At 63.9% G+C, this 13,252-nt stretch carries 11 protein-coding genes; 2 read left to right on the forward strand and 9 right to left on the reverse strand.

The features are described 5' to 3' along the window. Positions 1 to 30: 30 nt before the first annotated feature. Positions 31 to 1,608 carry a UbiD family decarboxylase gene (locus tag G3O01_RS34535; protein WP_205811482.1) on the reverse strand — a complete coding sequence of 526 codons (1,578 nt, stop codon included), beginning with the start codon at positions 1,606 to 1,608 and terminating at the stop codon, positions 31 to 33. A gap of 613 nt (positions 1,609 to 2,221) precedes the next feature. Here G3O01_RS34535 and G3O01_RS34540 point away from each other — a divergent pair. Beyond that, positions 2,222 to 3,424, forward strand: a complete 1,203-nt coding sequence (locus G3O01_RS34540; protein ID WP_205811483.1) for a transglycosylase SLT domain-containing protein — start codon at positions 2,222 to 2,224, stop codon at positions 3,422 to 3,424. 110 nt (positions 3,425 to 3,534) lie between these two features. Here G3O01_RS34540 and G3O01_RS34545 read toward each other — a convergent pair whose 3' ends face one another. The 8 genes from G3O01_RS34545 to G3O01_RS34580 form a co-directional block, all read right to left on the reverse strand. Continuing rightward, entirely contained in the window at positions 3,535 to 4,728 is a 1,194-nt protein-coding gene (locus tag G3O01_RS34545; protein ID WP_205811484.1) for a pyridoxal phosphate-dependent aminotransferase, read from the reverse strand. A 141-nt stretch (positions 4,729 to 4,869) separates the two neighbouring features. After that, the gene (gene nusB / locus G3O01_RS34550) at positions 4,870 to 5,307 is read right to left on the reverse strand and encodes a transcription antitermination factor NusB (RefSeq protein ID WP_205811485.1); all 438 of its coding nucleotides are present in this window, start codon (positions 5,305 to 5,307) and stop codon (positions 4,870 to 4,872) included. Then, entirely contained in the window at positions 5,304 to 5,825 is a 522-nt protein-coding gene (gene ribH, locus G3O01_RS34555) for a 6,7-dimethyl-8-ribityllumazine synthase (RefSeq protein ID WP_205811486.1), read from the reverse strand. The genes nusB and ribH overlap by 4 nt, the downstream gene beginning before the upstream one ends. 89 nt (positions 5,826 to 5,914) lie before the next feature. Continuing rightward, the gene (gene ribBA, locus G3O01_RS34560; RefSeq protein ID WP_205811487.1) at positions 5,915 to 7,051 is read right to left on the reverse strand and encodes a bifunctional 3,4-dihydroxy-2-butanone-4-phosphate synthase/GTP cyclohydrolase II; all 1,137 of its coding nucleotides are present in this window, start codon (positions 7,049 to 7,051) and stop codon (positions 5,915 to 5,917) included. A 114-nt stretch (positions 7,052 to 7,165) separates the two neighbouring features. Further along, positions 7,166 to 7,780, reverse strand: coding sequence for a riboflavin synthase (locus tag G3O01_RS34565; protein WP_205811488.1), 615 nt, complete (start codon positions 7,778 to 7,780; stop codon positions 7,166 to 7,168). A gap of 25 nt (positions 7,781 to 7,805) precedes the next feature. Continuing rightward, on the reverse strand, positions 7,806 to 8,927 hold the full coding sequence (gene ribD, locus G3O01_RS34570) for a bifunctional diaminohydroxyphosphoribosylaminopyrimidine deaminase/5-amino-6-(5-phosphoribosylamino)uracil reductase RibD (protein WP_205811489.1): 1,122 nt from the start codon (positions 8,925 to 8,927) through the stop codon (positions 7,806 to 7,808). Between the two features lie 39 nt (positions 8,928 to 8,966). Next, the gene (hemL, locus tag G3O01_RS34575; protein WP_205811490.1) at positions 8,967 to 10,247 is read right to left on the reverse strand and encodes a glutamate-1-semialdehyde 2,1-aminomutase; all 1,281 of its coding nucleotides are present in this window, start codon (positions 10,245 to 10,247) and stop codon (positions 8,967 to 8,969) included. Positions 10,248 to 10,448: 201 nt separating this feature from the next. Beyond that, positions 10,449 to 11,078 (reverse strand): hypothetical protein, encoded by a 630-nt coding sequence (locus tag G3O01_RS34580; RefSeq protein ID WP_205811491.1) that lies wholly within the window; start codon positions 11,076 to 11,078, stop codon positions 10,449 to 10,451. A 194-nt stretch (positions 11,079 to 11,272) separates the two neighbouring features. On the opposite strand from G3O01_RS34580, the gene G3O01_RS34585 reads away from it, so the two are divergent. Further along, the gene (locus G3O01_RS34585; protein ID WP_205811492.1) at positions 11,273 to 12,496 is read left to right on the forward strand and encodes a Bcr/CflA family multidrug efflux MFS transporter; all 1,224 of its coding nucleotides are present in this window, start codon (positions 11,273 to 11,275) and stop codon (positions 12,494 to 12,496) included. Positions 12,497 to 13,252: the final 756 nt, after the last annotated feature.

The raw sequence follows: 13,252 nt of genomic DNA on the forward strand, positions 1-13,252 counted from the left end.
TTGTTGTTGTTCAAAACTGCGCCTGCGTACTTACAGTCCGAGTTCGTTCCACAGATTGTCGATGCGTGCCTTCACGGCATCGTCCATGACGATCGGCACGCCCCATTCGCGATCGGTTTCGCCCGGCCATTTGTTGGTTGCGTCGAGGCCCATCTTCGAGCCGAGACCCGCGACGGGCGACGCAAAATCCAGGTAGTCGATCGGCGTACGATCGACCAGCACGGTATCGCGCGTCGGGTCGATACGCGTCGTGATCGCCCAGATCACTTCCTTCCAGTCGCGGATGTTCACGTCTTCGTCGACGACCACGATGAACTTCGTATACATGAACTGCCGCAGGAAGCTCCACACGCCGAACATCACGCGCTTGGCGTGACCCGGATAGCTCTTCTTCATCTGCACGATGGCCATCCGGTAGCTGCAGCCCTCGGGCGGCAGATAGAAGTCGGTGATCTCGGTGAACTGCTTCTGCAGTAGCGGCACGAACACTTCGTTCAGCGCGACTCCGAGCACGGCGGGTTCGTCGGGCGGCTTGCCCGTGTAGGTGGAGTGATAGATCGCGTCGCGACGCATCGTGATGCGCTCGATCGTGAAGACGGGAAACCACTCCTGCTCGTTGTAGTAGCCGGTGTGATCGCCATAGGGGCCTTCGAGCGCATGCTCGTACGAGGCGCTCGCACCTTTCGACGGACGCGGCGGCGCGCCTTCGGGCGCGGGCGCCGGTTCGCCATCCTGAGGATAGATAAAGCCTTCCAGCACGATTTCGGCACGCGCGGGCACCTGCAGCGTGTCGACGCCGGGCGTGATGCACTTCGCCAGTTCAGTCCGGCCGCCGCGCAGCAGGCCTGCGAACTGGTATTCGGACAGCGTGTCGGGCACGGGCGTCACGGCGCCCAGGATCGTCGCGGGATCGGCGCCTAGCACGACCGCGACGGGATACGGCTTGCCCGGGTTCTTCAGCGCGAACTCGCGGAAGTCGAGCGCACCGCCGCGATGCGCGAGCCAGCGCATGATGACCTTGTTGCGCCCGATCACCTGCTGCCGGTAAATGCCGAGGTTCTGCCGCGTCTTGTTCGGCCCGCGCGTGACGGTGAGACCCCAGGTGATCAGCGGACCGGCGTCGCCGGGCCAGCAGGTCTGGATGGGCAGCTTCGCGAGATCGACGTCATTGCCTTCCCACACGATTTCCTGGCAGGGCGGGGCGCTGACCGTTTTCGGCGCCATGTCCCACACGGCCTTCGCCAGCGACAGCAGTTTGCCCGCATCCTTGAGTCCCTTGGGCGGCTCCGGCTCCTTCAGCGCGGACAGCAGCCGCCCGACATCGCGCAACGACTCAAGCGCTTCATGGTCGCTATCGGCGGCGCCTTGCGTGGCGGCATCGATGCCCATGCCCAGGGCGACACGCCGCGGCGTGCCGAACAGGTTGCCGAGTACCGGGAACGCATGTGTCTCTTTCGACTCGAATAGCAGCGCGGGGCCGCCTGCACGCAGCACGCGATCGCACAGCTCGGTCATTTCCAGGACAGGCGACACCTTTTGCGAGATACGGCGCAGTTCGCCGAGCGATTCGAGACGGCTCGCGAAGTCACGCAGGTCTTTGTATTTCATCGGTCCGGTTGGCAGCCGCAGAGCGGCCAGTGTAGGGCTGAAAACGGTGGCGAAGCGGGCGGCGCGATGACTAACGTATGACGAACAAGCCGCCCGAACGGATTGTCGATTTTACCTGCGTTAGCAAGCGCACGTTGAATACGGAAAATGTCAATCGGCTGGAAAGGCCCATGCGCAGCGGGATTGGAGGCGCTGAACACCGTTCATTATTACAATTGGTTATAGTTTCAATGGTTTATAGTGTTGACGATCTATAAAACCCTGATAAAATCCGGTCACATTGGTTGCAGGGATTGATAGTTTTTACCACCGTCCCCCGGTCCTTCAGACGCAACGCGTCGCTCTTACCGCCCCTGCTCGGTATTGACGGTCATATGTAGTCTCCACCAGCGCATTTCGACGCTGGTTTTTTCGCGTGGGAGCCACCGAATGCGTGCTTTTTTGCATGCAGGAGGCCCTTTTCAAGATTTTGGCTCCCCAACGGTACTTTTTGCCGTTTTCCCGACGTCGCTGTCGCCTTAACCAGAGCAGGCGGCGTCTTGGCTCTTCCGAACAGCAGTCCAGCCGGTCGTTTTTACGGCGTTCGCGAAAGCCAGCAACATGGGAGATCTGAATGAACGCCTGGTTATCGTGGCGTCCCAACGAGCGGCTCGCGCAGGTCATGCGCGGCGCGCTGCGACAAGGGACGCGTGTGAGTCATCACCTTTTCAGCGTGGTCGGCGGATTTGCTGTCCTGTTCGCACTGACGCTGTGGCTGATGCCGAGCTGGCGCCTGACGCTGGCAACGCGGCTGATGCCCTTCATCACGGCTGCCGTGCAGGCTGGCCCCGCCCGTCTGCTGCAGGGCAACCCGTTGCCGTCGTTCGCGCCTCAACAGCGCAATACGGCGCCGCAAGACGACACGCTGTCGACGTCGTCGAACACGCCGGCCCCGGCCGATCACTCCAACACCGCGGCTGCTGCTGCGGACGCCGGCTACACCGTGGCCAGCGACACCACCAGTTTCACCGCTCCGTCGGGTTCCGGCGTGAGCACAGGCCTTTCGTCGGCGGCACTCAACGGGCTTGATCCGCGCACGCTGCCGAGCGTCGGCACGATCGCTTCGATGATTCCGTCGCAACGCGTGTCACCTGACGCGCGTGACGACCGCGTGCTGGTTTCCACGCGCGAGCAGGACCTCGTCGCGACGTTCATCGCGCGTCGCTACCGCGTCGCTCAAGAGCCCGTCAGTGAGCTCGTGAAGGCCGCGTTCGACACCGGCCGCGAAGTCGGTCTCGACCCGCTGCTGCTGCTCGCCGTGATGGCGATCGAGTCGGGCTTCAATCCGTACGCGGAAAGCGGCGTCGGCGCGAAGGGCCTGATGCAGGTGATGTCGACCGTCCATTCGGACAAGTTCCGCTACTTCGGTGGCCAGAGCGCGGCGCTCGAGCCGCTCGCGAACATCAAGGTCGGCGCGATCGTGCTGAAGGATTGCATCGCGCGCGGTGGTTCGCTGCCGGGCGGTCTGCGCCTGTACGTTGGCTCGACGTCGCAGGACGACGGCGGTTACGGCGCGAAGGTGATGGCCGAGCGTACCCGTCTGCGCGATGTCGCGCGCGGCCGCAAGGTGCCGATCAACTCGCCGCAGTCGCCGACGACGGTGACGGCTTCGACGCCTGCTCCCGCAGCGGCTTCGAACGGTTCGAACAAGCGCGTTCAGATGACGCTCGACGGCCACCCGCTGAGCGCGGCGACGCCGGTGAAGGGCGCTGAGCAGGATGACGCGAGCGCGAATGCGACGAAGCACGTCGCGCAGCAGCCTGAACTGGGCGCCTGATTACGGTTCGGATGCGCTGATTGCACAAAAGAAAAAGGGCACCTTCGGGTGCCCTTTTTTCGTTGGGAGGTAGGTCTTGCTGCGCCCGGCGTCTGCCGGACGCGAGGCGCTTACCCGCCGAACAGCTTGCGCAGGCGCGCGACGGCCTCTTCGAGCTTCGAGTAAGCCGTCGCATACGACAGCCGGATGTACTCGCGCGGCTGATACGAGCCGAAATCCATACCCGGCACGAGCACGACGCCCGCATCGTGCAGCATCGCACTGGTCAGCGCCGCGCTGTTGCCGGCGGCGGGATGGGCGACGCTGCGGCAATCCGCGTACACGTAGAACGCGCCGTCCGGCATCACAGGCACCGAAAAGCCCAGCGATTGCAGCGCAGGCGCGATGAAATCGCGGCGTCGCTTGAATTCCAGCCGGCGCGCTTCGTAGATGGCAAGCGTATCCGGCTCGAAGCAGGCGAGGGCAGCGTGCTGCGCCAGCGCCGACGCACAGATGAACAGATTCTGCGCAAGCTTCTCGAACGCGCCGACGAGCGAAGGCGGAACCACGAGCCAGCCGAGACGCCATCCCGTCATGTTGAAATACTTCGAGAAGCTGTTGACGGTAACCACGTCCTCGCCGAACGACAGCGCCGACACGGGCGGCGCGTCATAGCTCAAACCCTGATAGATCTCGTCGACGATCGTGAAGCCGCCGCGTTTGCGGACGGCTTCGACGATACGCTTCAGTTCGGCCGGTTCGATCGACGTGCCCGTCGGGTTCGACGGCGAAGCGAGCAGCACGCCGCGCGTGCGGTCGTTCCACAGGCGCTCGACGTCGGCGGCGGTCAGCTGGAAGCGCTCGGCCGGGCCGCTTGGCACCAGCACCGGCTTGCCCTCGGCGGCAGCGACGAAGTGGCGGTTGCACGGATAGCTGGGGTCGGGCATCAGTACTTCGTCGTCGCGATCGACGAGCGCGGCGCATGCCAGCAGCAACGCTGCCGACGCGCCCGCCGTCACCACGATCCGCGCCGGATCGATGTCCAGACCATACGCAAGCTTGTAGTGACCGGCGATCGCCTCGCGTAGCGCATGAATACCGAGCGCGTTGGTGTACTGCGTGACGCCACTGCGCAGCGCCCGCGTGGCGGCCTCGATCACAGGTTCCGGCGCCGTGAAATCGGGTTCGCCGATGCCCATATGGATGATGTCACGCCCGGCGCGCTCCAGCACTGCAGCTTGCTTCGCCAGTTCCATCACGTAGAACGGCTGGATGGCGTCGACGCGGGCGGCCAGTTTCACGAGGGGTTCGGTCACGCTGTTCATTCGATGAGTCCAGTTCAATACCAACGCGCGCACAGGGTCGCGCAAAAAACAAAGGCGGGCCCGCGTAACGCTGGACCCGCCTGCATCGCCAACTACTGCAGCCAGCTAGCTAATGAAGCCAACCAGGCGCGTGACGCGCGCTTACTGCTTGCGGCCGGCCGCCTGCGTTTCCGCTTCGCGCAGTTTCACCGACAGCTTGTCCAGCACGCCGTTGACGTACTTGTAGCCGTCGGCGCCGCCGAAGGTCTTCGCCAGTTCGACTGCCTCGTTGATGACGACGCGATACGGAATGTCGACGTGATTCTTCAGCTCGTATGCGGCGACCAGCAGCACCGCGCGCTCGACGGGCGACAACTGGTCGATCGGACGGTCGAGGCAGGGCGTGAGGTCGGCGGACAAAGCCTCCGAATCGCGGATCACGCCATGCAGGATCGCGTCCAGATGCTCGTGGTCAGCCTTGTCGTAGCCTTGGGCACCACGCAGCTGCGCGTCGATTTCACCTGCCGGCGAACCCGACAGCAGCCACTGATAAAGCCCCTGCGTGGCCAGTTCGCGGGAGCGTCGGCGTGCGCTCTTCATGCCCGTTCCTCTTCGTCGTCCTCGTCTTCGTCTTCCTCATCGTCGTCGCCGCCGTCGAGTTGCTCCAGCGCGACCGCGAGGTTCGCCATTTCGACTGCCGTGCGCGCCGCGTCGCGACCCTTTTCGGTCATGCGGGCGACAGCCTGCTCGTCATTTTCGGTGGTCAGCACGGCGTTCGCGACGGGAATGCCGAAGTCCAGCGCGATGCGCGAGATGCCCGAGCCGCTTTCGTTCGACACGAGTTCGAAGTGATACGTCTCGCCGCGGATAACCGCGCCGAGCGCGATCAGGGCGTCGAACTGGCCGCTTTCGGCAAGCTTTTGCAGCGCCAGCGGGATTTCCAGCGCACCCGGCACGGTGACGAGCAGCACGTCTTCGCCCGTCACGCCGAGGCGTTCAAGTTCTTCGATACATGCATCGGCGAGGCCGTTGCAGACGGGTTCGTTAAAGCGCGATTGGACGATGCCGATGCGCAGGCCGTCGCCGTCGAGATTCGGTTGGTATTGTCCGATTTCCATATGAGGTCCGTAGTGTGTTGGTTGAGCGCAGGTTAGCGTGAACTAAGCAGGATCCAGGCGAAAACTGGTCGTGAAAGCAGTTGATGCATTCAGCAGTTTTGCGGCTTTTCGGCCGCGCTGCCTGGCATCGGCACGAAGCCGGTCACTTCGAGCCCGTAGCCGGACATGCTGCCCAGCTTGCGCGGGTTCGACAGCACCTGCATCTTGCCGACACCGAGTTCGCGCAAAATCTGCGCGCCGATGCCATACGTCTTGAAGTCCACCGGACGGCGCTTGAGCGCCTCGGCCCGGCTTTTTTCGTCGAATGCCTTGAACACGTCGATCATGTGTTCTTTCGAGTCGCCGCAGTTCAGCAGCACGATCACGCCGTGATCGCGCGCGGCGATTTCCTTCATGGCGGCGTCGAGCGTCCACGAGTGCGTCGACGTGCCGACTTCCAGCAGATCCAGCACCGACAAAGGCTCGTGCACGCGCACCATGGTTTCGCGATCCGGCGTGGGTGTGCCGCGAACCAGCGCCATATGCGGCTGGCCGCTCGGCTGGTCCAGATACATCACGGCGCGGAACGGCCCGTGCACGGTTTGCATGGTGCGTTCGCACACGCGCTCCACGATCGATTCCGTGCGGCTGCGATAGTGGATCAGATCGGCGATCGTGCCGATCTTCAGGCCGTGTTCTTCCGCGAACGTCATCAGATCGGGCAGGCGCGCCATCGTGCCGTCGTCCTTGATGATTTCGCAGATCACAGCCGCCGGCGTCAGGCCTGCAAGCGCCGTGAAATCGCAGCCGGCTTCCGTATGACCCGCGCGAACGAGCACGCCGCCCGGCTGCGCCATGATCGGGAACACGTGGCCCGGCTGGACGATATCTTCGACGCGCGCGTTCGCCGCGACGGCCGTCGCGATGGTATGCGCGCGATCCGCCGCCGAAATGCCCGTGGTGACGCCTTCCGCCGCCTCGATGCTGACGGTGAAGGCCGTGCCGTACTGCGTGCCGTTGCGGTGCGTCATCAACGGCAGGTTCAGCAGCTTGCAGCGTTCCTGCGTGAGCGTCAGACAGATCAGGCCACGGCCGTAGCGCGCCATGAAGTTGATCGCTTCCGGCGTGATGAATTCCGCTGCGATGACGAGGTCGCCCTCGTTTTCGCGGTCTTCTTCGTCGACAAGAATCACCATCCGGCCAGCTTTGAGCTCGGCGATGATTTCAAGGGTGGAGGCGAGGGTCATGTTGGCGAGAAGTTTGGGAAAGCGCGTATTTTACGCCACGCCGCCCGGCAAGTCGCCCGTCCGAACGGCATATGCCGTCCGGACGAATATTCAGCCGTCTGAAGCCGCGCGAGACTACTTCGGCGCGTTGAGCATCCGCTCGACGTAACGCGCGATCAGGTCGATCTCCAGATTCACCTGCGCGCCTTCCTTCAGGGCCTTGAGCGTGGTCACTTCAACCGTGTGCGGAATCAGATTGATCGAAAACTCGCAGCCGTCGGCGCGGTCCTCGACCGAATTGACGGTCAGGCTCACGCCGTTCACGGTGATTGAGCCTTTGTACGCGAGGTACTTGCCGATTTCACGCGGTGCGAGCACGCGCAGTTCGTGCGATTCGCCTACGCGCGCGAAGCGCGTGACCGTGCCGAGGCCGTCCACGTGGCCCGAAACGATATGGCCGCCCAGCCGGTCATGCGAGCGCAGCGCCTTTTCCAGGTTCACTTCGCCCGTGTCGCCGAGACCCACCGTACGGTTCAGGCTTTCGCGCGAGACTTCCACGTCGAACGATGCCGGCGTCTTTTCGATCACCGTCATGCACGCGCCCTGGATCGCGATGCTGTCGCCCAGTTGCACGTCTTCCATATCGAGGCCGCCTGCCTCGACGCTCAGGCGCACGCCCGCGTCCGGCTCGCTGCCGAGCGGCTTGATCGATGCAATGCGGCCGACAGCCGCGACGATTCCCGTAAACATCGTGTCGTGTCCTCTATCTAATCGGTCAATGCGTGGGTTGCTTCGGCAACAGGCGCGCGAGGATGCGCACGTCGCTGCCGATCCGGTCCACGGCATGAAATTCCAGTTCGGTGCGCGCGTCCAGCGAGCCGGGCGCGGCGAGATTGAACATGCTCATCGAATCGTTGCCAAGCAGGCTCGGCGCGAGATAGACGAGCAGTTCGTCGACGCAGCCTTCGCGCAGCAGCGATCCATTCAGCTTGTAGCCCGCTTCGACATGCAGTTCATTGACCTCGCGCTTGCCGAGTTCTTCGAGCATACGCGGCAGGTCGACCTTGCCTTGTTCGTTCGCGAGCGGCACGATTTCGGCGCCCCGGTCGTGCAGCGCAACGGCGCGTTCTTCGAGAAGCGGCGTGAGCGTGCTGCAAAAAATCAGCGTCGGCGCGCCGGCCAGAATCTGCGCCTCAGGCGGCACTTCGAGCTGGCTGTCGATCAACACGCGATGCGGCTGGCGCGGCGTATCGACGGCGCGCACGGTCATGCGCGGATTGTCTTCCTTCACCGTGCCGATGCCCGTCAGGATTGCCGACGCGCGGGCGCGCCATGCGTGGCCGTCGTTTCGCGCCGCATCGCCCGTGATCCACTGGCTTTCGCCCGACGGCAAGCCGGTGCGGCCATCCAGCGAGGCGGCCACTTTCATCCGCACCCAGGGCCGGCCGCGCGTCATCCGCGAGACGAAACCGATGTTCAGTTCGCGGGCCTCGTTTTCGAGCAGGCCGCAGCGCACTTCGATGCCCGCATCGCGCAGCATCGACAGGCCGCGCCCGGACACACGCGGGTTCGGGTCTTCCATTGCCGCCACTACGCGCGCGAGCTTCGCTTCGATCAGCGCGTTCGCGCACGGCGGCGTGCGGCCGAAATGGCTGCAGGGTTCGAGTGTGACGTAAGCGGTCGCGCCTTGAATGTCGTGGCCGCGCTTGCGCGCGTCCTTGAGCGCCTGGATTTCCGCGTGATCGTGACCGGCGGGCTGCGTAAAGCCTTCGCCGATCACCTCGCCGTTTTTCACCAGTACGCAACCGACGCGCGGATTCGGGTCGGTCGTGTACAGGCCGCGCCAGGCGAGGGCCAGCGCGCGTTCCATGTGGACGAAATCGGTCTGCGAGAACATCGGCTTCGGGTTATCCGTTCAGTGTTTCGTCAGCGTGAATCAAACGAGCGACTTGAATGCGCCGCGCGCGGCTTCGACGGTGGCGTCGATGATCGCGTCGTCGTGGGCGCTGGACACGAAGCCAGCTTCGTACGCCGACGGCGCGAAGTACACGCCCGCATCCAGCATCTTGTGGAAGAACACGTTGAAGCGCGGCACGTCGCAACGCGAAATTTCCGCGAAGCTGCCCGGCACCGAGTCCGAGAAATACAGGCCGAACATGCCGCCGACGGAATCCGCCGCGAACGGCAGTTTCGCTTCGCGCGCGGCTTGCGTGAGGCCTTGCACGAGGCGCGTGGTTTGACGCGACAGCGCGTCGTAGAAGCCCGGCGCCTGGATAAGTTGCAGCGTTTTCAGACCGGCCGCGACGGCGATCGGGTTGCCCGACAGCGTGCCCGCCTGATACACGCCGCCAAGCGGCGCGAGATGAGCCATGATGTCGCGCCGACCGCCGAAGGCTGCCGCCGGCATGCCGCCGCCGATCACCTTGCCCAGACACGTGAGATCCGGCGTGATGCCGTACAACTGCTGCGCGCCGCCGAGCGCGACGCGGAAGCCGCACATCACTTCGTCGAAAATCAGGACCGCGCCGTACTCGGTGCACAGGCGACGCAGCGCGCCGAGGAATTCGGGCGTCGCGCGCACCAGGTTCATGTTGCCTGCCACCGGCTCGACGATCACCGATGCAATCTCGTTGCCGAACGCCTTGAACGCTTCTTCGAGCGCGGCGACGTTGTTGTATTCGAGCACGGTGGTGTGCTTCGCGATATCGACGGGCACGCCCGCCGACGTCGGGTTGCCGAAGGTCAGCAGGCCCGAGCCCGCTTTGACGAGCAGGCTGTCCGCGTGGCCGTGATAGCAGCCTTCGAACTTGACGATGCGGCTGCGGTTCGTGAAGCCGCGTGCGAGGCGCAGCGCGCTCATCGTGGCTTCCGTGCCGCTCGACACCATCCGCACCTGTTCCATCGAAGGCACCAGCTTGCAGATTTCCTCTGCAATCTCGATCTCGGCTTCAGTCGGCGCACCGAACGAGAAACCGTTGGCCAGCACGCGCTGCACGGCTTCGAGCACTTCGGGATGCACGTGGCCGACGATCATCGGCCCCCACGAGCCAATGTAGTCGATATAGCGCTTGCCCTCGGCGTCCCAGAAGTACGCGCCTTGCGCGCGCTCGATGAAACGCGGCGTGCCGCCGACCGAACGGAAGGCGCGCACGGGCGAATTGACGCCGCCCGGAATGGTTTTCTGGGCGCGGTCGAAGAGTTCTTGATTGCTGGACATGAGCGTTGGACCTGCTTGGGTTGGGCTCGCGCGTCGAATGGCTGTGACGTGTGCGAGTGCAGTACACGGGCGGTGCGGATGCGGTGCGAGCGCGCGCTTCGAAGCGCGCAAAGAACGCATGATCCGGGAAGTGACCTCACGAAATTGTACCGGAGTCGTGTGGAATCGGCGGTGAGCAGCGCGGGGCGGGGCGCGTCCCTGTCAGCTTTCGCCGCTGTTGCCGTCGCCGTCGCTGGGCGTGCCGTTCGGGCGTTTGGGCGAACTGAAGTACATCGCGACTCGCGCCGCGCGCTTGCCTGCCGCGACCTTGTTCGCGGCGCTCCATGCTTCCGTGGCCTGTTGCTTGGTCGACTTCGCGGGTTCATCCACCTGCGGCGCGACAACGGGCGGCGCGCGTTTGCCCGTGCGTTCGATCCACAGTTTCTCGAACGCACCTTCAGCCATCGGCTTTATCGAGATGCCGGAGGTTTGCGCGTCCCACGTCTGCACGGAGAACGGATGCTTGCGCAGTTCGTCGCGAGTCACGACGACTTCATGATGCGCATCGACCAGATAGTCGTAGACGAAATCGACGCACAGGCGGTAGCCGCGTTTCTTGGTCGCGTCGGGCATCTCGTACGGCGCACGCGTCACGTAGCCGGACGCGAACACGCCTTTCGGCTCTAGCGTGACGCGGTGGATGAACACGCGGTCGCCGGGCAGGATGCTGCGCGAGTGGCCGCAGCCCCAGACATCGGTGACGGCTTCGCCTGCCGAGACGCGTTTCGCCACGTCGGGCAACTCGGGCCACGGCCACTTCTTCGGGCTCCAGATCAGCAGAAAGGCGGTCATCTGGTTCGGATACCGGTATCGACAGAACGGACGGCCAGCTTAACCGAAAAGGCGAAGAAAGCCCGTTCAGGGCCGCTGCCGGGCGGGGCTAATGCAGGTGTCGGGTACAATCAGGGGCCGTATCCTGCAGCGCTGCATGGCCCGCTGGGTCCAGCATCGGCCCGTCTTCGCGCGCTGCTTCTCACTGGAATCCCATGTCTCACGACGTCAGATCCCGGCCGGATGCCCGGCTGATTCTGCTGCTCGGCGCGCTGGCCGCGTGCGGGCCGATTTCGATCGATATGTACCTGCCCAGCCTGCCGTCCATCACGCAGGCATTCAGCGTCAGCGCGGGCGCCGCGCAGGGCACGCTGACGAGCTTCATGCTTGGCTTCTCGGTCGGCATGTTGCTGTATGGACCGATGTCGGATGCGTATGGGCGCCGCCCCGTGCTGCTCGGCGGCATCATCATGTATACCCTGGCGACGATTGCGTGCGCGGTGTCGCTGTCGATTGGCGCTCTGGTCACGTTCCGCTTTTTGCAGGCGCTCGGTGCGGGCGCGGCATCGGTGCTGGCGCGCGCAATCGCCCGAGACGCGCATGGACCGTCGGACGCTGCCCGCGTGCTGTCGATGCTCGCAATTGTGACGTCGATCGGGCCGTTGCTCGCGCCGCTGATCGGCGGGCAGTTGCTGCTGCTCGGCGGCTGGCGCGTCGTGTTCATCGCGCTGACGATCTTTGGCGCGATCTGCGCTGTTACTGCTTTTTTGCGAGTGCCGGAAACCTGGCCGCGCGAGAAGCGCGCGCACGGTGCGGTGCTGCAGTCGTTCGCTGCGTATGGCACCTTGCTCAGGGATCCCGTTACCTGGGGGCACATGCTGTGTGGGGGTATGGCGTTCGCGTCGATGTTCGCGTACATCACGGCGACGCCGTTCGTTTATATCGAATATTTTCATGTGTCCGCGCAGCACTATGGATTTCTGTTCGGGCTGAACATCGTCGGCATCATGCTCGGCAATTTCATCAACACGCGGGTTGTTGGGCGTACGGGGCCGCTGCCCATTATCTCGGCGGCTGCGATGATCAGTTTTGTCGCATCGCTGTTCGTGGCGGTGATGTGTCTGACGGGGTGGGGCGGGCTGTGGTCGATCGTTGCCGGTCTGTTTTTTGTCGTGGGCGTGGTTGGGCTGTTGTCGGCGAATTGCACGACTGATCTGATGCATCGCTATCCGCGGAATGCGGGCGCGGCGGCGGCTGTGTTTGGCGCGATGCAGCTTGCGCTTGGGGCGTTGTCGAGTTTTGCTGTTGGCCTGTGGCACGACGGCTCGCCGCGTGGGATGGGGGTGACGATTGCTGTGGCTGGGTCGTTGTGTTTTGTGGGGAGAGGGTTGGTGGTGCGGTGGCATTCGAGGGCGGCGGTTGGCGCCGCTCGCAGTTAAGGTTTTGTTTTTGTGTCTGCGACGCTGGTTTAGTTTGCTTGTGTTTTGCGCTGGCATCCGCGATGCGCCTACGCGGCGCAGGCGTTGCCCCTGTGCGGGGCGGCACTTACTTTCTTTGCCGCCGCAAAGAAAGTAAGCAAAGAAAGCGGGCTAACACCGCCCGTTCTTGACCACCGCCTGAGGGCCCCCAACGGTTCCTCCGCTTCATACGGCAACCTCTCAGTCACCGCCCGTTGCCAACGCTCAGAACGTGCGCCTCACCCACTTCAATCACCCGTAGCGCAGCAACCGGCAGCGACTGGTTACGGCCGCCCAGGTGGCAAACTGTGTGTAGGTCGTAGTACTTCACGCCTCAGCGCTCCTACGACACCGATCGTGCTTCCGAGCCGCGATCTTGGTTTTTAGTCCGGAGTGAAGCGCATACGCCGCGACAGCCGACACACAGTTTGCCGCTATAGAACGTGGGAGATTTGATCGCGCACGCGGCGACGCAGGCGTGCGAAGCGGGTGAGGCGCTCAATAAGAGCGTTGGCAGCGGGCATCGAGAAGGGAGATGCCTCGAACGGGACGGGGCCGTTGGGGGCCCGTGGGCAAAGAGAAGAACTAGCGGTGTTCAGCGGCTTTCTTTTGCCTACTTTTCTTTGCCGCGGCAAAGAAAAGTAGGTGCCGCCCCGCACAGGGGCAACGCGTGAAGCACGATGGCAAATCGCGGATGCCAGCGCAACGACAAAAACACCACCCCAGCACCGCAAAAAC

Source organism: Burkholderia sp. Ac-20365 (assembly GCF_017104715.1).
GTDB lineage: Bacteria > Pseudomonadota > Gammaproteobacteria > Burkholderiales > Burkholderiaceae > Paraburkholderia.